Source organism: Lysinibacillus sp. NPDC093216 (assembly GCF_050280325.1).
Lineage (GTDB): Bacteria > Bacillota > Bacilli > Bacillales_A > Planococcaceae > Lysinibacillus.
Window position 1 is genome coordinate 2,728 of the sequence record NZ_JBNNVB010000038.1, and the last position, 19,369, is coordinate 22,096.

Sequence of the window (19,369 nt, forward strand, 5' to 3'; positions counted from 1 at the left end):
TACATCTGTTGCTGTCGCTACGTTAACACTGCGCTTTCGCACAAAAAACATCTGTTGCTGTCGCTACGTTAACACTGCGCTTTCGCACAAAAAACATCTGTTGCTGTCGCTACGTTAACACTGCGCTTTCGCACAAAAAACATATGCAGGCCTAAACACAAAGCTGATTCCGCACGCAATTATGCCGAGGCATAATTGATTACATCAATTACAAGAAAGCTCCCTTGATCTACATATATTTAATTCATCACTTTACTTTGCAAAAGCTGAATTCTTTTTGCTAATTTTTGTTTCCAATCTTCCGCTAATGCATCAACTGCTTGTATACGTTTCATCGCAAGTGCATCTTTGTTTTTAAAATACACTTCATTGCAATGTAAAATTGAAATTCGTTCAGGGTGCTTTTCCACTAATTCAATTTTTGAATCTGCACAGATTGTCCCTTCTTCCAGTACACGAGCAAGGAAGCCTGTATAACCTGTTTCAATTAAACGTTTGAGTAATATGTTCGCCTCAGTATATTTATCAATCGTACTACAAGGTACACGTCCTTGGGTAACTTGGATGACAGCATCACCTATTTTATAAATATCACCAATGCAAATTTCCGCTTCCAACATATTCGTTACTGTTAAGTTTTCACCGAATGCTGCTGTCGGCAACGGTTTACCAAGTTCCTGTTCCCATTGTATGTAATGCTCCGCAGGATATAAACAAACGGCACGGTCAGGACCGCCATGATGTTTTTTATCTGCTACATCGTCCCCCTCAAATCCACGAACGGACAAATATACTTCTTGTACTTTTCGTTTTTCAATCCCTGTAATCATTGAGCGCCCATTACTATAATGCAACTCTTTCGGCATACCAATAGCAAGTGTGTGAATCATCGCTATATTTTTTTCCATTTCTGTCCCCCCTAAACTAAACAACTACATAGAGTCCTATTTATATTCATTAGTTTACTATACCTAACGCTTCGAAAGTATTATCCTTAAAGAAAGAATTTCAAGGTCTGTAATATATTGCAGCTTAATATCCTCTACTTTCCCAATCCCTAATTCCATAAAAACATACACTCATATACAAAAAAGAGTGGAATTTTCTGATACTTGAAGCACCACAAACCTTTCGGCACTCCATATCCGACCTCACACTCATCCCACACCTGAAGGATTGGGCTTTCCTGTTTGGAAAATCTGTAACAAAGCCTATTTTTTTTGCAACAAAACGAAAAATCATCGTAAGTTCTGAGAAGTGTTGCTACGATTAAAACAGAAAGGAGATCCACATGAAATTCAACTACATTTGGAAAAACAATCAATCATCTTCTGAAATTGAGATTATCAGTAATCCATCGAATAAAGAATTGCTTTCTACAATTGAGCAGCATTTTTTTCAATCTATAACATTAAGCGCAACAGATTTCAAAACAAATCGGCAGGTTATGATTGAACTCAATGACATCGAAGTAATTGAAGCATCTGGTCATTTTAGCAAAGTCTTTTTAATAGATGGTACAGAGCTATTGTTGAATAAGATTTTAAAAGAATTATCTTACTTGGAGTCTTTCGGATTGGTTAGAATCAATAATTCAATGATTTTGAATTTGAAGCAAATACGCTCATTTGCTTCGGGAAGTCACGCTAGATTGGAAGTTATTACAAAACAACAAAATAAGTATATTGTCAGTAGACATTATGCAAAATCTATTAAGGAGAAATTGATATGATAAAAGACTTAAAAAATAGCTTTTTATACGTTTCATTTTTGGGGTTGATTTGGATTGTTTTCTTAATTACTATTTTTAATCTTCACGAAGAAACAGTCAACTTTCTTTACATTTGGAATTTAATTGGTATTAGTGTTCTGATGGGGATTGTTTTTGGTATAGCTTATCCATATTTGTGGAATTACTCAACATTAAAAGTAACATCTAAAATTACTATTAGTACTTTTTTGAATTTCTTCTGTTGCTTAGGAAGTGTATATCTTTTTTCACTGAAAGCATTTGCAATTATCAAACCTTATTTATTGCTAATTTTAGTGATAACGTTGATTGGTCATATCATCGGATTTTATTTTTTCTCAAAATATGAAAATAAAAAAATAGCGGATAGTTTGAATAGATCGCTTGAAAATTAAGGAGACTGAAATGAACCTCAATACTAGCTTACAAGTACTATTAAACGATATTGCACAGAAACAAAAGAAGGGGCTGCCTTTTATAATGGCCTCAATATTTATTTGGGGAGTTATCACAATAATCGCGTTGCTGCCTTTAGATTTAATGATAAAAAATATTGGTATTTTATCTTGTGGTGCATTGCTGTTTCCTGTTTCAATTCTTTGTGCCAAAATATTAAATGTTGATTTATTTTATAAAGAAAATCCATTGATTAATGGACTATTGATTGCAACAAACAATCAAATTTTATATTTAATTATTTGTATTCTTCTATTACTTAAAGCACCTATGTGGGTCTTACCTGTATACGCAATTATTTACGGTGCACATTTATTACCGTATTCATTCTTTTATCAATCAAAAAATTATCGATATAGTTCAATATTTATTTGTATAGCTATTTTGATAAGTATAATTTTCTTCCATTTAAATGTTATTTTTGTCTCGTTAATCGTAGAAATTGGTGTGCTTTTCTTATTTTTAATGCTAAAAAAAGAAATTAAAAGCTAGTCTGAAAAAATCAGACTAGCTTTTTATTCGAAATCAAATAAGGGGATTATTCCCACTCGATAGTTGCAGGTGGCTTAGATGTAATATCGTACAGCACGCGGTTAACGTGTTTTACTTCGTTTACTAGGCGAACAGAGATTTTCTCTAATACATCCCAAGGAATGCGTGCCCAGTCAGAAGTCATACCGTCGATAGATGTTACCGCACGGATACCGATTGCGTAGTCATACGTACGCGCATCGCCCATTACGCCAACTGAACGGATGTCAGGTAATACCGTGAAGTATTGCCAGATGTCGCGATCAAGACCAGCTTTTGCGATTTCTTCACGTAAGATGAAATCAGATTCACGTACGATTTCTAGTTTTTCTTCTGTTACTTCACCAAGTACACGGATACCTAGACCTGGACCTGGGAATGGTTGACGCCAAACGATTTTTTCGTCAAGGCCAAGCTCTAATCCTAGTGCGCGCACTTCGTCTTTAAATAATGTGTTAAGTGGCTCAATTAATTTGAATTGCATGTCTTCTGGAAGACCACCAACATTATGGTGAGATTTAATAGTTTGTGCAGTTGATGTTCCAGATTCAATGATATCTGTGTAAAGCGTACCTTGTGCTAGGAAGTCCATTCCTTCAAGTTTAGCTGCTTCTTCATCGAATACGTAAATAAATTCGTTACCGATAATTTTACGTTTTTGTTCTGGGTCAGAAACGCCTGCAAGTTTATCCATGAAACGTTGACGTGCATCAATTTTAATAAGATTCATGTCGAAGTCTTCTGTGAATGTTTTCATAACTTGCTCAACTTCACCTTTACGGTTTAAGTTGTGGTCAACGAACATACAAGTTAGTTGGTCGCCAATTGCTTTATGAATTAGAACAGCAACAACTGATGAGTCTACACCGCCAGAAAGTGCACATAATACTTTTTTGTCGCCTACTATTTCGCGGATTTTTGCGATTTCAAGTTCAATGAAGTTAGCCATTGACCAATCGCCTTTTGCTCCACAAATGTCGAAGACGAACTGACGTAATAAGTCGTTACCGTATACAGAGTGACGTACTTCCGGGTGGAATTGTACTGCATATAGTTTACGTTCAACATTTGCCATTGCAGAGATCGGGCAAGCAGCACTTGTTGCGATTACTTCAAAACCAGCAGGAACTTCAGTTACATGGTCACCGTGGCTCATCCAAACGATTTGTTCAGTTGGTAAGTTACCGAATAACTTGTTTGAAGCTGTTACTTTAATTTCCGCTTTACCATATTCACGTGTTTCAGCACCTTCAACTTTACCACCTTGCGTATGTGCCATTAATTGCATACCATAGCAAATACCTAGGATTGGTAAGCCTAATTCGAAAATAGCTGGGTCTACATGGAAGGCATTTTCATCATAAACTGAGTTTGGACCACCTGAAAAAATAATACCTGTTGCGTTCATACCTTTAATTTCTTCTGCTGTAATCGTATGAGGATGTAACTCACTGAAAACACCAAACTCACGGATACGACGCGTAATCAATTGGTTAAATTGGCTACCGAAATCAAGAACGACGATTTTTTCTTGCTCTAATAAAGGGTTTGCTGACAATATTTCCACCTCTTCTACTATTTTTAAAGGACTTTTCATATGTTCAAAGAAAAACGCGTATGAAAGTAAAAACTTCCTACGCGTTCATAAGCTCTAATTTATAAAGGCGAATGCGTAGCAAAGAAAAGTGATTTACTAACCTTCTCACCTAACCAAAACATTCACCTTCATAGAGAAATCATTTACGGTGATTTCGTAGAAACATCCGAACCTTATTATCGAACTTATATGAAAGCAATCCTCATCATATATAATTTTTTTCATTTTACTCTTTGTACCCATCAAAATCAACTGATAGTGCGATTGATTAAATTTTCCCAACTTTCTTTCAGTTTCATAAAATCAACCTCTTGTTTATCTTTGCCATAAATATGTTGTTCATATACTGCAGTCAGTTTTTGCATCTCTTCCGTCTCTAGCGACTCATCTACTCTTGTAGCAAATGCACGTAATGTTTCGCCATCTTTTCGGCGTAATCCAATACGAGATAATTGCTTCGTTAAAACATGATATGAAGCATCAAAATTTGTCCAGTCCGCTTCTTTATTACGAAATGCTCGTACTTGCATTTTAGGTATCCACGTTTTACGTTGCATAAACAAAGCAATGCCACCGATGATCATCAAAATGCCTAGAGCAATCCATACATAAGTAAGCTTTTTCATCCATGTCCAAACAGAATCAAAACTAAACGACGTTGAGCTAGCTTTTTCTTTCTTCGGCTCTTGCTCTTCCTTCTTTGGTTGCTCTTGTTTTTTTTCTGGTTGCAGTACTTGCTCCTGCTGAGGAGTGTCTTGCTCAATATCATAATTGATATTGATATTTCTAGAAAATCCAATTGTCGGTTCAAACTCCATCCAGCCTGTTCCAGGTACATATGCTTCGACCCATGAGTGTGCATTATCATTTGTAATTTGATACTCCTGTAAACCATCTGTTATTCGACCTGGCTTGCCTGGTGCAAAGCCTTTCACCCAACGTGCGGGTATCCCCGCCGAACGTAGGAGGACAACCATTGATGTTGAGAAATTATCACAGTAGCCAATTTTAGTATCAAATAAAAACTGATCAACATAATCTTGACCCTCAGCCGGAATTGCTACTTCTTTTTTATCGTATCTAAAGCCATGAGATGAAAAATAACTTTCAACTGCTTTTATTTGATCATATACTGAAGCCTTATCGTGTGTGATTTCTTTCGCTAAATTCACGACACGTGGCGGAAGTGTATTTGGCAATTGTAAAAAACGGTTAAAGGAAGGATCTAATGTTTCTACCGTGGATGCTTTAGACATTTGAAGCTGCTTCATGCTATATTCTGGCTCACTATAAGAAATCGTATAGTTAGATAACAATTTCGATTCACCATTCTGTTGTTCTATTGCTATTTTTTCAGTGTGTTCATCCTGAATAAACAGCGGTGAATCTTGGGCAGTAACAGATATCATGCCATACGTTTGCAATAAAAATGGCATTGGAGTAGCAATGTCTATTTGAATTTGACGTTCTTTTTCTCGAGATCCAACTTGTAACGAAGTTTGGATAGGGCTATTAGTTTGGTAAACATTTTTACCAAAGTTCCCCTCCGAAAGAATCCAGCCCTTCGAAGTATAAGTATCCTTTGTATCTATACGCCAATAATGGCGATCACGAGAAGTTGCAGTAAAAATTAGTGTATTATCACCTTGAAACGGTCCTCCTAATCGGCTATCATCCTCGCTGTAACCAACTGTTTTTGCACCTGTTCCATAGCCCCCTTGCCCTGCAACCCCTTTAATAAAAGGCACTGGATCAGCCCAGGTCGGTCCTGTCTTAGGTAAAAAGAATGCCACTGAACTAACAAGCATTACCGAAACGATCATCGGAATAACCAGTTTCCACTTTCCTATTACATTGCTCGGTGCATCTGTTTGAAGCCATAAGCTTTTAACAAAAAGCAAGCCTGTCATTATTAATCCAAGTACAAGTACTTTAACAATTGCTACCTTTCCATCATAGTCACTAAACGTATCTAGTGTGGCAATAAAGAATACCGTTAACGCGAAGAAATAGAATATATTTTTCCGCACAGTTATCCAGTGATGAATTAGGTATATTAACATCCAAATAAGCGCAAGGAATAGCACCGTTCTAAATGTATCCGATACTTGTCCAAAATCGCCCGAAAGAATGGTCGTCATATTCCATTTCCATTCATGCATTAGAAATGGTATTGTCTGTCCTGAAAAAAAGGGACTTTCACTATAAACAAACACTATAAACCAAGTAATATAACTAAATTTCACTAATCCCGATAATAATGGATGTATTTGAAATAAGCTGAGTATCAATGCTAGACCGATAAACACTAAAAACAAATGAACCAAGCCTGTATTTGTCAGCTGCATTACAGGAATAAGCCATTCACGTAAAATCAGAAAAATTATTACGTATGCTATTGCTAATTCTATAAAATTTCCTAGTGATTTTTTCACGGCTTCATCACCTCCGTGAACAGATGGTAATAATCTGTTGGATTTACATGTACAACTTTAATTTGCCTATAACGCTTCGCCAACTCTGATTGCATAGGTGGCTGCTCTGCTACTACAAAACAAATACAGCTTTTCACCATATTGGCTAGAGAATAAAGTAATTCATCTGATACTTCACTCGTAACATATAGTAATGTTGCAACATGCTTAAACACTTGCTGCTCTCGTAATTGAAATTTGACCGTTTCAGCAGGTTTTATAGCAGCTAAATGATGCATTACTTGATCTAGCTGCTTATTACCTTGGATAATCGGAAAGACCTTCGTTTTCGAACCAGCTGAAACAAATGAAATATCTCCACGTTCTCCGACAATTGTTTGTAGCATCGAAGCTACAAGCTCAATTTTTTCTTCAAATAACGGAGATTTTCCAGCATGAAGTACCAACATTAACTCCTGCGATTGACGATCTTCAAATTCCTTAGATTGCAATGTTTGTGTTTTCGCAAATGATTTCCAGTGAATCCACGAAAAACGGTCACCTGGAACATACTCACGTAAGCCAACAGCCATGGATGTATCCTTAACAATTGAATAAGGTGACATCATTGTACCAACATCAAATTTTGTTTGAAGCGCGGCATACTTCATCTCACGTACTCTCGGGTAAACTAAAATGACTTGTTCCTTTTCTGCCGCAACTTTCTTTTTTGCCCAGCCAAAAAAATCACAGAAAACAATATTAACACCTAAGTAACGATGCTCGCCACGGGACATATTTTCCAACACGTAATCCCAGCTAAATTTTTTCCCGAAGCCAACGAACTTAATGCTATTCGTTCCTTGCACCCTCGATTGAACAAGGGCTTCACTGTTCACAAGTTCCTCCATCATCATATAAGCAAACGGAAAGCGTGTTTTTCGTTCCACCGTAATGGTAACCTTAGCAGATTGTCCACTCTCTACATGGGATGGCTCAATTTTGCGTTCCACTAGTAAAATATCTTCTTTCACCAGTAAGAAAATAAATGCGTATAACAAAAACGGACTAACTGTAAAAAACACAAACCAGCTGACAAACCCACCTTGGAACATGGCATAACAAAACGTTATGATCATTAACAAAGATACTAATAAGAAATGTTTACTTTTTTCTATTAAAGCTCGCCATTTCTTCATTGCTCAGCAAACCTCTTTGTCGGCACAGGTGTTTTCGCAATAATTCGCTCAATAATTTCCTCTGCCGTAACGTTATCGTAACGGGCATCTGGTTTTAATACTAGACGATGGCTAAAAACAAATGGTACTAAATATTGAACATCATCAGGTGTAACATAGCTACGCCCTTTTATAAATGCATAAGCTTGTGAAGCTTTCATTAAAGCAATCGTTGCGCGAGGACTTACGCCTAAATATATATAGCTATTTTCCCTTGTTTGAGTCGCTAGTTCGACCATATAGTTTTTGACCGAATCTTCAACATACACACCCTGTACAAGCTCCTGCAATTCATTTAATTGCGCAGCTGTTAGCACCGCTTCAATTTTTTCAATTGGTTTACCATGTTCAGCACGACGAAGTATTTCTACTTCTTGACCTCTTGAAGGATAGCCCATTTTTATTTTCAGTAAGAAACGATCCAGCTGTGCTTCTGGTAACGGATATGTTCCTTCATGCTCAATTGGATTTTGAGTGGCCATAACGAAAAATGGTTGATTGATTGTTAAGGTTTTACCATCAATCGTGACAGATGCTTCCTCCATCCCCTCAAGTAAAGCAGATTGTGTTTTTGGAGACGTACGGTTAATTTCATCAGCTAAAATGACATCCCCCATAATCGGACCAGGTCGAAACTCAAATTCCAACGTTTTTGGATTATAAATAGATACTCCTACAACATCAGACGGTAATAAATCAGGTGTAAATTGAATCCTTTTAAACTGTGCATCAAAGGATTTTGCCAGCGCTCGCACCATCATCGTTTTACCGACACCTGGTACGTCCTCAAGCAAGACATGCCCCCTTGCCAGCAAAGCTACTATGCTGAGCTCTGCAACCTCTCTTTTGCCTATCATTACTTTTTCTATATTTTCTAATACACCTTGTATTTGTGAATTCATAAATCAAAAAACCTCCTATTTCAATTCCAGCAATTATTTGAATTGCATGACAACTTCTTTAAGAATAACGAAATATGTTTAGTAACACAATTAGTATGAAACATTCATCTATTGCCTCATCCCTATAGCTCGAGCACTTAGCGAAAAAAATAATAATACTTCAGCATGAAAAAGAAGGCTTGTCTGAATACAATTCAAACAAACCTATCTTTTAGTATAACGTCATTACCTATCAAAATGTTACAGATTTAATTTTTTTAACCATAAATTCTCTAACGAAGATGAATTTTCTTGTAAAAGTATTTCCTCTAATTCACCAGAAAAAAGGATATTTCCTTCATGTAAAACTAACACATCGTCCGCTACTTCCTCCGCAAAAGCAAGCAAATGCGTAGAAAAAATTACAGTACAGCCCCTTGCTTTTTCCTCTAGCATCATTTTTTTCAGCTCCGCAATCCAAAAAGGATCAAGACCATTCGTAGGCTCATCTAAAATAAGCAAAGAACCCTCACCAAGCAAACTTTGAGCGAGATTAAGCCGTTGACGCATCCCCTTTGAGAAATGCTTCACTTTTTGTTTTCGAACATCCCATAAAGCTACGCGTCTCAGTACATCTTCCTGTTCCTTTTTGCTAATTTTCTTTAAAGAGGCAAGTAGCTGCAAAATTTCTGCCGCTGTTAACATAGACGGAAAGTCCACATCATCAGGCATATATCGAATAGCTTGTGGTTTATGCCATATTATTTCTCCAGATTTTTGCTTTTCTTGCCCAGTTAGCAGGCGAATTAAAGTACTCTTTCCAGCACCATTTCCTCCTACAAGCGCTAGAATACGCCCCGCCTGTAAAGAAAAGGAGGCTTCATGAAGACCTCTATTATTATCATAGATATTCGATAACTTCTTTGTTTCTAAAAGCATCATCTTCTTTCCCCTTTCTTTAAAAGCAAGCTAGTGTAAGCTAGCGGACATACTATCCAAAGCAATGTCACAGCTACGTAGACTGCGTAACCTAGTGGTGACGAATAAAACTGCGTTACTTTATAAAATGCAGGTCCGAGCACACTAGCCTGATCTGTAAAAATAAAGTAACCAAAGCGCAGCCACTCCACAGGATTAATATGTATCGCTATAATCGTCAGTTTTTGAAGAATATGCCCCGCCACGATCGTTCCAATAGCCATTAAAGCGTAAGAAATTAGCAATAAAAAAATGGACCAAAAGACAAGTGATAACGACAGTGCAAATAATCTTGTTTTTGCAAAAGCTCCTACGGCAATAGCCAATGACACAAAAATGAAGATACATAGCAAAGTTAGAATAATGAAAATAACTGGCAAACGCACTCCGCCAAGAAATCCACCAAGTGCTAAAATTACGCCAAATGCCACGACAACGACTAATAAAAAGGCAAGCACAGAGGCAATAAACTTTCCTGCAATATACTGCGTACGCGTCATCGGATATGTCTTTAATAATGAAAACCAGCCTGATTCCACATCACCTGCGATACTCATACTACCGATCGTTAAAATAAACAGAGGCAATAAAAACAACAATACATTTAAAAACGAGGCTGTCTGTCTTGTAAAACCCTCTACATCTGGTAATGCCATTTGCTGTATAACAATGATAGCTGTAAAAACGAATGTGAAAAGTATGCCTACAAGTTGCATCCAACGACTTCTAAGCATTTGCTTTAATTCTAGTTTAATAAACATACTATACATCACTTATGGATCCCCCATTTAAAGTCATGTAAATCCTTATAGGCTAGCAGCTGACCTTCTCCCTCTTTAGTCATCCACTCCTGTGCCGCTTCCTTCGAATCAAGCGCAACTACCCCATAATTCATCGGAGTCCAATAATCCTTGTTGTATACATACACAGCGTTAAAAACGTCAATCCATTCATTTTTTGCTGCATCTTTAATAAAGGCTGCTCCAATCTCAGCTTCCCCATTCGCTTCTATATATTCCATTAGACAGCCGATATCATCAAAAATTTCATAATCACCATTCTTCAACGCAATCTGACCAGCATATGCATTGTGAACTATACTCATATTGCAAATTTTACAAACATCGGTTTCACTAACTATTTCACGAGGCTCATATGTTTTTTCACTACAGCCCATCAAAGCACCGCAACATAGCATTACAATCATCATCCATTTTTTCATTCTGTTATTCCTCTTTTCCATAGCCATAAACTACTTAATGTCAAGAATAAACCTACTAGCATTTGCACCACATTCATCTTGGCCTTCTCGTTCACATGCTTCATCGCCAATTTGGGAGTATTATCAACAAGCATATTCTTTTCAGTTTTATTAATTTGCTGATCCAGCGATGTCAATAAAATGACGCTCGGAGATGCCACGAAATATTGGTAAACAGGCTGGCGTACCATCCATTGACCAAAGCTCGACACAGCCACATATGGAATATCACCGATACCATTGTCTTTTAAGTCAATCCCTGAGTAATCATCATAATAATTATTTACTAGTCGAAAGCCTTGCTTATCGGAGCGCGCAGTTAAAATGTTACCTGTAAAGTTATTACTACTAGCCATTGTGTCGTCACTTACCTTTGTACCTTCAATGGCTGTTTGGTTCATCTGAAAATCATTTGTTTCAATTCGGATATTTGAACTTTTCTGCATTGCCACACCAGTTCGGTTATTTTTAATCGTGTTATGTTTAATTTTGGCTTGCTGTACATCATACAGCAGCATACCGTAGCCATTAAAATCAAAATGATTAGCTACTATATTATTCTCAAGGAATATATCTGTTGTCATCATAATCATAAGGCCAGTCACATTCTGAGCATATGTATTGAAAAGTGCTTCAACATCACTCGTATACATAAAGTGTGTACCGTAACGACTGCTCGTCACCTTATTACGTTGAACAACAATATGCTTTACCTCTTCTACATAAATTCCGTCCTGCACTTGCTCAACAGTATTGCCTTCGATGGTAATGTCCTCACTCTTATAAATAGCCACCCCATTACCTTTTTTGGAATAATGACCTTCGATACCAGTCACATTGATATCATGTATGTGTACATTTTTGGAAAGTTGTATATGGACACCTGTATGAACATCTTTAATTTGTAACTTACGTAACTCAAGTCCATCTACAGTACTGGCTACAATCGCTTTATTTTTCCCTGATAACGTTATATTTTCCACAGTGACATTAGCAGTGTTTTCAATTCGGAGTGTAGGGTTGCCTCTTTCGCCGATAAGTTCCGTTCCCTCTTCACCTTGTAGTGTTATCGGTTTTGTCACAATAAAATTACCTTGGTAACGACCAGCAGGAATATGAACGACCTCCCCAGGCTTTGCTACATTAATGGCTTCCTGTACATTAAAATCGGCGTGCACTGTCTGACTCATAAATAGAAAAAATAATAAGGCAAACCCTATTTTTTTCACCAATCCTTACCTCCCAGTTCAGCACGAAAAGACTAGAGGAATTTCCCCTAGTCCATTCGATTAATGACCATGACCATCAGGTTTCTTTTCTTCCATATGCATAGAATCAGATTCACCTTTGGCTTCTTTTTCAGCTTTTTCTTTCATTTTCTTATTACGACGCTCTAATGCATCGTCTTTAATTTTTTGTAATTCCTCTACATGTGCAGTTGGATTGTTAGCGATATATTTGTCTGCATCAGCTTTATCTTTGAAATAAATATATCCCCAATTCATCGGAGATTTTAGGTCGGTTTTAACGATCGTTGCATCTTCAACCTTTACCCAATCTTTTGTGATATGATCACGTACAAATTTTTCGTTCTTTTCATTATTTGCAACCTCGGCATTTACTAAACAACCTATGTCATCATAAAAGGCAATTGTCCCATCCTCTTTTATTGCTTGAGTAGAGAATTCACCCATATCTTCGTCTTTCAAATACACTTTCATATTACACATTTCACACATTGTACCTTCTTTTGGTTCTTGTAAACGCGGATCCACTAAAGAAGCGACTTGTGTAGTTTTATCCTTTGCTTCTGCTTCACTTGTTGTAACATCTTGCTTAGACTCTTCTTTCTTAACTTGATCTTTTTCTGTACCACACGCCGCGAGTAAAAGTAATGCTGCAAATGCAGGTAACCATATTTTTTTCACAATTGCTTCCCCCATTATTTCGTTTTTTCTGTTTCTATTACATACTTTACAGGTAAGTTGTGAAATAAGTTAAAAATCGCTGTGAAGTATTGGAAAAATTACCTTGAATATTCATTGAACATCTTGACTTCAAATATTTTGAATAAAAAATATATTATTTCCATTTTCTACAACTTATATTCAGGATTAATTAAGGTCCTATTAATAGCTCTTCGGCACAACAAGGGGTTGATTTCCGTTCCGACTGGGCGCTTTGCCGCTGACGCTTCGCTTTCGCGCAGAGCAGAGCTTCCTGGGGGCGTCCGATGAGCCGCTTCACTCGCGTTGCTCGCTCCAGGGTCTCGGGCCAACAGATGTTTTTTTCGCGAAAGCGTAGTGCTAACGAAGCGACAGCAACAAGATGTTTTTTGTGCGAAGCGTAGTGCTAACGAAGCGAAACAACAAATGATTTCTTGGTCTACAGGAAAAGGTATAGCTTGAAACGGAAATCATACTCATTTAAAGTCTAAAAAAACTCTCTACATCCAGAATGATGTAGAGAGTTTGATTTACGATGTTATATAGAAGAACGGTAACTATTGAGAAGCTTCTTTTGCTTGCTGACAAGACTTAACTTAACGGCAGTTTCATTTAATTCATTGCGTATTTGTAAATTGTAAGCACTGTCCACATAACTAGCTGCTATATTATTAGGACGTTGCTGCTGAATTTGTCTAGTTTTACCGATATTCTTTTTATCTTTATTCTTTTGCAGACTATTTTTAAACTGTCGTTTCGGATTTTGTCCAAAATTATGACTTAAATCCCCAGCATGTAAATACTGTTGTTCGTTACGAAATATACTACTAGTCGTCGAACTTACTCTAGAAGTCCTCATATATAATTACCCTCCTTTACTTTTTATCAACTTTGTAGGTATATATATCGACATTATATGCTTGAACTTAATAATACAGAACCAAATTGCTTAAAAAAAATAGAAAAGAGCTATAAGAAAAAATATTTTCCACTTTTTCTCATAACTCTTTTCCTAAATATTACTCATAGCGTGGGGTTGATTTCCGTTCCGGCTGGGCGCTTTGTTGCTGACGCTTCGCTTTCGCACAGAGCAAAGCTTCCTGGGGGCGTACGATGAGCCGCTTGGGCCAACACGATGTTGGTCACGAAGGCGTTATCACAGGATGTGATGCTTTTAGCCTTCGTTCCCCTATCTGCTCGCTCCAGGGTCTCGGGCCAGCACGATGCTGGTCACGAAGGCGTTATCACAGGACGTGATGGTTTTAGCCTTCGTTCCTCTATTGCTGATCCCCAAGGAGTCGCCTAGCCTCCACTCCAATCAACTTATATGCAATGGGATATTTTTCAATAATTATCATTTATCTTTAAGTGATGAACCTTATAAATATCACTTCCAAAAATCATCAAATATTGTAATTGGCATATGACGTTTGTGCTGTGAACGTAAATAGTGCCCTTCTAATGTTTTACGAGCATCTTCAGGGATTTCCTTCCCCTCCAAATAATCATCAATTTGGTCATACGTTAAACCAAGAGCTACTTCATCTGGTAATGAAGGTCGATCTTCCTCTAAATCCGCAGTTGGTACCTTTAAATATAAATGCTCCGGGCAATCAAGCGCAGCTAGTAACTGCTTACCCTGACGCTTGTTGAGACGGAAGATTGGCATTAAATCCGCACCACCATCCCCAAATTTTGTGTAAAAACCTGTAATTGCCTCCGCAGCATGATCGGTCCCTAGCACAACAGCATTATTCATAGCAGCAATAGAATACTGCACCTTCATTCGCTCACGTGCCTTTTCGTTCCCTTTGGAAAAATCGCTTAGTTCAATACCTGCATTCGTTAATGCTCTAACACTTGCATCGACTGCATCTTTAATGTTGACCGCATAAGTCTTCGTAGGTTTTATATAGTCAATCGCATCCTGACAATCCTTTTCATCCACTTGCACACCATATGGTAAACGAACAGCCCAAAATGAGTACTTCGCTTCTCCCACCTCGGCATTTAATTCATCAACTGCAAGCTGCGTTAATTTTCCAGTTAACGTGGAGTCTTGACCACCTGATATCCCAAGAACAAATCCCTTTACAAAGCTATAGCGACGCGCATATTCCTTTAAAAAATCAATGGATTTGCGAATCTCTTCCTGTTCATTAATAGTAGGTAACACACGTAATTCCTTAATGATTTCTTGCTGTAATGTCATTTTGTCCTTCACTCCTTACGCTTTACAATCGATTGACCATTTCACTTACTTCTTCAATATTACGCATTTTATTATTCCAGCATTTTTGGCTTAAATCGACTGGGTATTCCTCAGGATTCATGGCACGTTTATATTCATCCCATAACAATTCTAAATTATTAGCTGCATAATCACGCATTTCTTCCAAAGTAGGATTTTGATAATGTATTTCTCCATTTTTAATCACATGATGATGTAAATCCTTAGCTTCAAAGTTTGTTACAAATTTTGATACGAATGTATGAACAGGGTGGAACATTTTAATTTTTTTCTCTGATTGAGGATTTTCATCTTGCATCGTAATGTAATCTCCCTCGGCCTTACCATTCTTTCTATCAATAATGCGATATACATTTTTAAGACCTGGCGTCGTTACCTTTTCAGCATTCGCTGAAATTTTTATCGTATCTTCTAATTGCCCATCGTTATTTTCAATAGCGACCATTTTATAAACAGCCCCTAAAGCTGGTTGGTCATATGCAGTAATGAGCTTTGTACCAATTCCCCACGCATCAACTTTTGCACCTTGAGCTTTTAAGTTTAAGATCGTGTATTCATCTAAGTCATTTGATACGATAATTTTAGCGTTCTGGAAGCCTGCCTCATCTAACATACGACGCGCTTCTTTTGACAAGAAAGCTATATCCCCACTGTCTAAACGAATTCCAATAAAATTAATTTTGTCACCAAGCTCTTTAGCCACTTGAATCGCTGTTGGCACACCCGATTTTAACGTATTGTAAGTATCTACAAGGAATACGCAATCACGATGACGTTTTGCATAGGAATGAAAAGCATCATAATCATTTTTATAGGCCTGTACAAGTGCATGTGCATGTGTACCTGATACTGGTATATTAAAGAGTTTACCTGCTCGAACATTACTAGTTGAAGCAAAACCACCAATAAACGCCGCACGAGTTCCCCAAATTGCTGCGTCCATCTCCTGAGCACGTCGTGTGCCGAACTCCATCGCCACTTCATTTTTTATAATTTGTTTAATACGACTAGCCTTTGTTGCAATCAAAGTTTGGTAATTCACAATGTTAAGTAATGCGGTTTCAATTAGTTGCGCCTCCACTAAAGGCGCTTCAATGCGAATAATTGGTTCATTAGCGAAAACAGTTTCTCCTTCCACCATAGAATACATATCCCCTGTAAAGCGAATATTTTTTATATACTCGATAAAATCCTCTTTATAACCAACCTCTTTACGTAAATACGTTATGTCCGAATCAGTAAAACGAAAATCACGTAAATATTCAAGAATTCTCTCTAACCCCGCAAAAATCGCATAACCATTGCCAAAAGGTAATTTTCTAAAATATAGTTCGAAAACTGCTTTTCTATTATGTATACCATCAGCCCAATATGATTCTGCCATATTGATTTGGTACAAGTCCGTGTGTAGCGCTAAGCTATCATCTGCATAGTTTGATCTCACAAGAAACCCCTTCTTCCGCTTTGATAATTAGTCCTAGTATACACTATATACCCAAATTCTTGCGTATTACATCATCCTACTTTAATGTTAGATTTCCTCACATGAATAATCAGAAAATTTCGAATCGTACATATTTTAGACACATTTTTTAGTACCGCTTTCATTCCCCTTTTAAAAACCTTTTCAGCAAACTATTACGAAAGACGAAATATACCCTGTGATAAAACATAACATGAACATTCAGAAAAATATTGCGCAGTTTTTCATAGCGTTTTAACATGTAAATTAAATTTACTCAAGGAGCTGATATTGATGAAAAAAATAGAAGCAATCATCCGCCCCGAAGTTTTCGGCGCTGTCAGAGACGGACTTGCACAGGAAGGTATCGCAGGGCTCAGTATTACAGAAATTGCTGGCTGCGGTCGTCAATTAGGGCGTACAGGTTTATTTCGCGGAAATACCTACGAAATTGAATTTTTACCGAAGTTGAAATTAGAAATGATTGTTGATGATGAAAAAGTAGATCCTATTGTTGATGTTTTGTTACGTAAGGCAGTAACCGGCAAGGTCGGTGATGGTAAAATATTCATTTATCCAGTAGAACAAGCAATTCGTATCCGCACAAAAGAAGTCGGATCAATTGCAGTAGAATAAGGGGGCGATATATATGGATGAAATAACATTATCTATAAATTTAGTTTGGATGATGCTCGGTACAATTTTAGTCTTCTTTATGCATGCAGGATTTGCGATGGTTGAAGCTGGCTTTACACGCTCAAAAAACGCAGTCAATATTATTATGAAAAACTTCCTAACTATTTCACTTGGCGGTATTGTCTATTTTCTTTGTGGTTACGCTATTATGTTTGGTGATACGGCTGGTGGCATCTTCGGTTCAAGTGGCTTTGCCTTAAATGGTGTAAATGATCTTTCCTTCTTTATTTTCCAAACGATGTTTGCAGCAACTGGAGCAACGATTTTATCAGGAGCAGTAGCAGAACGTACTAATATTTTTGCTTATATCGGAGTTATTATTCTTATGTCATCATTTGTTTATCCTGTTGTTGGTCATTGGGTTTGGAGTGGCCAAGGTTGGTTAACAAATCTTGGTTTTATCGATTTTGCTGGATCTACCGTTGTTCATTTAACAGGTGCAGTTGCGGCATTTGTAGCTGCGGTAATGGTCGGTCCACGTCTCGGTAAATATGAAAACGGTCGTGTTAACGTTATTACAGGACATAGTATTCCATTAGGAGCTTTAGGCGTTTTTTTACTTTGGTTTGGTTGGTTTGGCTTCAATGGCGCTTCAACATTAGCCGCTGACCCTAAACTTGTTCCTAGCGTAATCGCAAATACATTTTTCGCTGCTGCTGCAGGAGTTGTGGTTACTGCCCTTTATACTAAATTTCGATATGGCCATATCGATGGCTCACTCACATTAAACGGTGCTTTAGCAGGGCTTGTAAGTATTACCGCTGGTGCCGCTAATGTTAGTATTGTCGGTTCAATCAGTATCGGATTAATTGCTGCTCCATTATTGGTCGAGGGTGTCCGCTTTATTGAATGGAAATTAAAAGTCGATGATCCTGTTGGTGCGATCGCTGTCCATGGTATCTGTGGTATTTGGGGTACTCTAGCAGTTGGTTTGTTTGATATTGGTGGTCAAGGATTATTTTACGGGGGAGGTTTTGGCCTATTAGGAGTGCAAGCCGTAGGGGTTATTGCTACAATTGCCTGGGTTAGCATTTCAGTAGCAACTGGTTTACTTATTATAAAAGCATTTGTACCCTTACGTGTTTCTGCTGAAGAAGAAGTCACTGGCCTAGATGTCACCGAACATGGTGCTCCGGCTTATGAGTTTCAGGATATCTTCAAAGGCTCTGCCGTACGAGGAGAAACATTTGCCCAACGTTTAACTCATTTCGGTAAAACAAATAACAATGTCCACGAGGAACATATATAGTGTTCAATAAACTTCTGTTTCTTTAATACAAAAAACAAGAATCTGCAATCCCTTTGGCGAGCTGTTTCCCAACAGGTTATGCAGATTCTTATTTTAAGCTCTTTCTAGCTCCAGTAAAAATTCTTTCATAGCTAGTCCACTACGAAAGCCTGTTAGCTTACCATCTTTTCCAATTACACGATGACAAGGAATAATTGCTAATATCGGGTTGGCACCGATTGCACTGCCTACAGCTCTTACTGCTTTCGGATTACCAATTCGGTGTGCAATGTCTGAGTACGTTGTCGTTGTACCATATGGTAGCTCCTTCAATGCATTCCATACTGCTAGTTGAAATTGTGTCCCTTTGACATGTACTGGCACATCAAATTCTGTAAGCTCTTTATTAAAATAAGCCTTTAATTGCTTAACATATCGCTGTAACTTTTCTTTATTCTCTTCAAAGCGATAGCCTTTAAATGGCTTTTTCGCCCACACTTCTACCTCTTCAAATGATGCATTCGGTGTCCCTATATACACAAGACCTTCATCTGAAGCAACGATATACATATCACCTTGTGCATATGTTAATGTATCTACATATAATACATCCATTCTCTATCCCCCTTTACTTAATTACTACACACTGCCTGTAAATGACTTTAGCTTCCCTTTGTTTC

19 protein-coding genes and 1 riboswitch are annotated in these 19,369 nt (G+C 37.5%); of the genes, 5 read left to right on the forward strand and 14 right to left on the reverse strand.

Features of this window, described 5'->3' with window-relative positions:
• Window positions 1-239: 239 nt before the first annotated feature.
• Window positions 240-908 carry an MOSC domain-containing protein gene (locus ACQKOG_RS24940; protein WP_427448448.1) on the reverse strand — a complete coding sequence of 223 codons (669 nt, stop codon included), beginning with the start codon at window positions 906-908 and terminating at the stop codon, window positions 240-242.
• Between the two features lie 383 nt (window positions 909-1,291).
• Between ACQKOG_RS24940 and ACQKOG_RS24945 the strand changes: the two genes are divergently transcribed.
• The 3 genes from ACQKOG_RS24945 to ACQKOG_RS24955 are packed head-to-tail and all read left to right on the forward strand — an operon-like array spanning window position 1,292 to window position 2,698.
• The gene (locus ACQKOG_RS24945) at window positions 1,292-1,732 is read left to right on the forward strand and encodes a LytTR family DNA-binding domain-containing protein (protein WP_370082934.1); all 441 of its coding nucleotides are present in this window, start codon (window positions 1,292-1,294) and stop codon (window positions 1,730-1,732) included.
• A complete protein-coding gene (locus ACQKOG_RS24950; protein ID WP_402874597.1) occupies window positions 1,729-2,145 on the forward strand; it encodes a hypothetical protein in 417 nt (138 codons plus the stop codon). The genes ACQKOG_RS24945 and ACQKOG_RS24950 overlap by 4 nt, the downstream gene beginning before the upstream one ends.
• Before the next feature lie 10 nt (window positions 2,146-2,155).
• Complete coding sequence (locus ACQKOG_RS24955) at window positions 2,156-2,698, forward strand: DUF7010 family protein (protein ID WP_402874594.1); 543 nt, start codon at window positions 2,156-2,158, stop codon at window positions 2,696-2,698.
• Between the two features lie 46 nt (window positions 2,699-2,744).
• Here ACQKOG_RS24955 and guaA read toward each other — a convergent pair whose 3' ends face one another.
• The 12 genes from guaA to ACQKOG_RS25015 all read right to left on the reverse strand — a co-directional run bounded on the left by guaA (window position 2,745) and on the right by ACQKOG_RS25015 (window position 16,747).
• The gene (gene guaA, locus ACQKOG_RS24960; RefSeq protein WP_402874591.1) at window positions 2,745-4,334 is read right to left on the reverse strand and encodes a glutamine-hydrolyzing GMP synthase; all 1,590 of its coding nucleotides are present in this window, start codon (window positions 4,332-4,334) and stop codon (window positions 2,745-2,747) included.
• Window positions 4,335-4,445: 111 nt separating this feature from the next.
• A riboswitch (purine riboswitch) is annotated at window positions 4,446-4,547 on the reverse strand.
• A 35-nt stretch (window positions 4,548-4,582) separates the two neighbouring features.
• Window positions 4,583-6,769, reverse strand: a complete 2,187-nt coding sequence (locus ACQKOG_RS24965) for a transglutaminase TgpA family protein (protein WP_427448449.1) — start codon at window positions 6,767-6,769, stop codon at window positions 4,583-4,585.
• Window positions 6,766-7,947, reverse strand: a complete 1,182-nt coding sequence (locus ACQKOG_RS24970; protein ID WP_402874586.1) for a DUF58 domain-containing protein — start codon at window positions 7,945-7,947, stop codon at window positions 6,766-6,768. Before ACQKOG_RS24970 ends, ACQKOG_RS24965 begins: the two co-directional genes overlap by 4 nt.
• A complete protein-coding gene (locus tag ACQKOG_RS24975; RefSeq protein WP_370082946.1) occupies window positions 7,944-8,888 on the reverse strand; it encodes an AAA family ATPase in 945 nt (314 codons plus the stop codon). The genes ACQKOG_RS24970 and ACQKOG_RS24975 overlap by 4 nt, the downstream gene beginning before the upstream one ends.
• A gap of 240 nt (window positions 8,889-9,128) precedes the next feature.
• Window positions 9,129-9,809, reverse strand: coding sequence for an ABC transporter ATP-binding protein (locus tag ACQKOG_RS24980; RefSeq protein WP_370082948.1), 681 nt, complete (start codon window positions 9,807-9,809; stop codon window positions 9,129-9,131).
• Window positions 9,806-10,615, reverse strand: a complete 810-nt coding sequence (locus ACQKOG_RS24985; protein WP_427448456.1) for an ABC transporter permease — start codon at window positions 10,613-10,615, stop codon at window positions 9,806-9,808. Before ACQKOG_RS24985 ends, ACQKOG_RS24980 begins: the two co-directional genes overlap by 4 nt.
• Window positions 10,615-11,067: a nitrous oxide reductase accessory protein NosL gene (locus ACQKOG_RS24990; RefSeq protein WP_370082950.1), complete on the reverse strand. Its 453-nt coding sequence runs from the start codon at window positions 11,065-11,067 to the stop codon at window positions 10,615-10,617. Before ACQKOG_RS24990 ends, ACQKOG_RS24985 begins: the two co-directional genes overlap by 1 nt.
• On the reverse strand, window positions 11,064-12,335 hold the full coding sequence (locus ACQKOG_RS24995) for a right-handed parallel beta-helix repeat-containing protein (RefSeq protein WP_370082952.1): 1,272 nt from the start codon (window positions 12,333-12,335) through the stop codon (window positions 11,064-11,066). Before ACQKOG_RS24995 ends, ACQKOG_RS24990 begins: the two co-directional genes overlap by 4 nt.
• A 60-nt stretch (window positions 12,336-12,395) precedes the next feature.
• Window positions 12,396-13,034 carry a nitrous oxide reductase accessory protein NosL gene (locus ACQKOG_RS25000; protein WP_427448450.1) on the reverse strand — a complete coding sequence of 213 codons (639 nt, stop codon included), beginning with the start codon at window positions 13,032-13,034 and terminating at the stop codon, window positions 12,396-12,398.
• Window positions 13,035-13,590: 556 nt separating this feature from the next.
• The gene (locus tag ACQKOG_RS25005) at window positions 13,591-13,911 is read right to left on the reverse strand and encodes an NAD synthetase (protein WP_370082956.1); all 321 of its coding nucleotides are present in this window, start codon (window positions 13,909-13,911) and stop codon (window positions 13,591-13,593) included.
• A gap of 528 nt (window positions 13,912-14,439) precedes the next feature.
• Entirely contained in the window at window positions 14,440-15,264 is an 825-nt protein-coding gene (gene nadE, locus ACQKOG_RS25010; RefSeq protein WP_370082957.1) for an ammonia-dependent NAD(+) synthetase, read from the reverse strand.
• Window positions 15,265-15,286: 22 nt separating this feature from the next.
• A complete protein-coding gene (locus tag ACQKOG_RS25015) occupies window positions 15,287-16,747 on the reverse strand; it encodes a nicotinate phosphoribosyltransferase (protein ID WP_370082958.1) in 1,461 nt (486 codons plus the stop codon).
• 312 nt (window positions 16,748-17,059) lie between these two features.
• Here ACQKOG_RS25015 and ACQKOG_RS25020 point away from each other — a divergent pair, with 312 nt between their 5' ends.
• Window positions 17,060-17,401, forward strand: coding sequence for a P-II family nitrogen regulator (locus ACQKOG_RS25020; protein WP_370082959.1), 342 nt, complete (start codon window positions 17,060-17,062; stop codon window positions 17,399-17,401).
• Window positions 17,402-17,414: 13 nt separating this feature from the next.
• Window positions 17,415-18,710, forward strand: a complete 1,296-nt coding sequence (locus ACQKOG_RS25025; protein ID WP_370082960.1) for an ammonium transporter — start codon at window positions 17,415-17,417, stop codon at window positions 18,708-18,710.
• Window positions 18,711-18,803: 93 nt separating this feature from the next.
• On the opposite strand, the gene ACQKOG_RS25030 is transcribed toward ACQKOG_RS25025, so the two are convergent.
• Complete coding sequence (locus ACQKOG_RS25030; protein WP_370082961.1) at window positions 18,804-19,304, reverse strand: methylated-DNA--[protein]-cysteine S-methyltransferase; 501 nt, start codon at window positions 19,302-19,304, stop codon at window positions 18,804-18,806.
• Between the last annotated feature and the right edge of the window lie 65 nt (window positions 19,305-19,369).

Coding starts and splice junctions, on each gene's coding strand:
- ACQKOG_RS24985 (WP_427448456.1), bottom strand. CDS start 10,615: ATGTATAGTATGTTTATTAAACTAGAATTAAAGCAAATGCTTAGAAGT.
- ACQKOG_RS24945 (WP_370082934.1), top strand. CDS start 1,292: ATGAAATTCAACTACATTTGGAAAAACAATCAATCATCTTCTGAAATT.
- guaA (WP_402874591.1), bottom strand. CDS start 4,334: ATGAAAAGTCCTTTAAAAATAGTAGAAGAGGTGGAAATATTGTCAGCA.
- ACQKOG_RS24970 (WP_402874586.1), bottom strand. CDS start 7,947: ATGAAGAAATGGCGAGCTTTAATAGAAAAAAGTAAACATTTCTTATTA.
- nadE (WP_370082957.1), bottom strand. CDS start 15,264: ATGACATTACAGCAAGAAATCATTAAGGAATTACGTGTGTTACCTACT.
- ACQKOG_RS25025 (WP_370082960.1), top strand. CDS start 17,415: ATGGATGAAATAACATTATCTATAAATTTAGTTTGGATGATGCTCGGT.
- ACQKOG_RS24980 (WP_370082948.1), bottom strand. CDS start 9,809: ATGATGCTTTTAGAAACAAAGAAGTTATCGAATATCTATGATAATAAT.
- ACQKOG_RS24990 (WP_370082950.1), bottom strand. CDS start 11,067: ATGAAAAAATGGATGATGATTGTAATGCTATGTTGCGGTGCTTTGATG.
- ACQKOG_RS25020 (WP_370082959.1), top strand. CDS start 17,060: ATGAAAAAAATAGAAGCAATCATCCGCCCCGAAGTTTTCGGCGCTGTC.
- ACQKOG_RS25030 (WP_370082961.1), bottom strand. CDS start 19,304: ATGGATGTATTATATGTAGATACATTAACATATGCACAAGGTGATATG.
- ACQKOG_RS24950 (WP_402874597.1), top strand. CDS start 1,729: ATGATAAAAGACTTAAAAAATAGCTTTTTATACGTTTCATTTTTGGGG.
- ACQKOG_RS24940 (WP_427448448.1), bottom strand. CDS start 908: ATGGAAAAAAATATAGCGATGATTCACACACTTGCTATTGGTATGCCG.
- ACQKOG_RS24975 (WP_370082946.1), bottom strand. CDS start 8,888: ATGAATTCACAAATACAAGGTGTATTAGAAAATATAGAAAAAGTAATG.
- ACQKOG_RS25005 (WP_370082956.1), bottom strand. CDS start 13,911: ATGAGGACTTCTAGAGTAAGTTCGACGACTAGTAGTATATTTCGTAAC.
- ACQKOG_RS24955 (WP_402874594.1), top strand. CDS start 2,156: ATGAACCTCAATACTAGCTTACAAGTACTATTAAACGATATTGCACAG.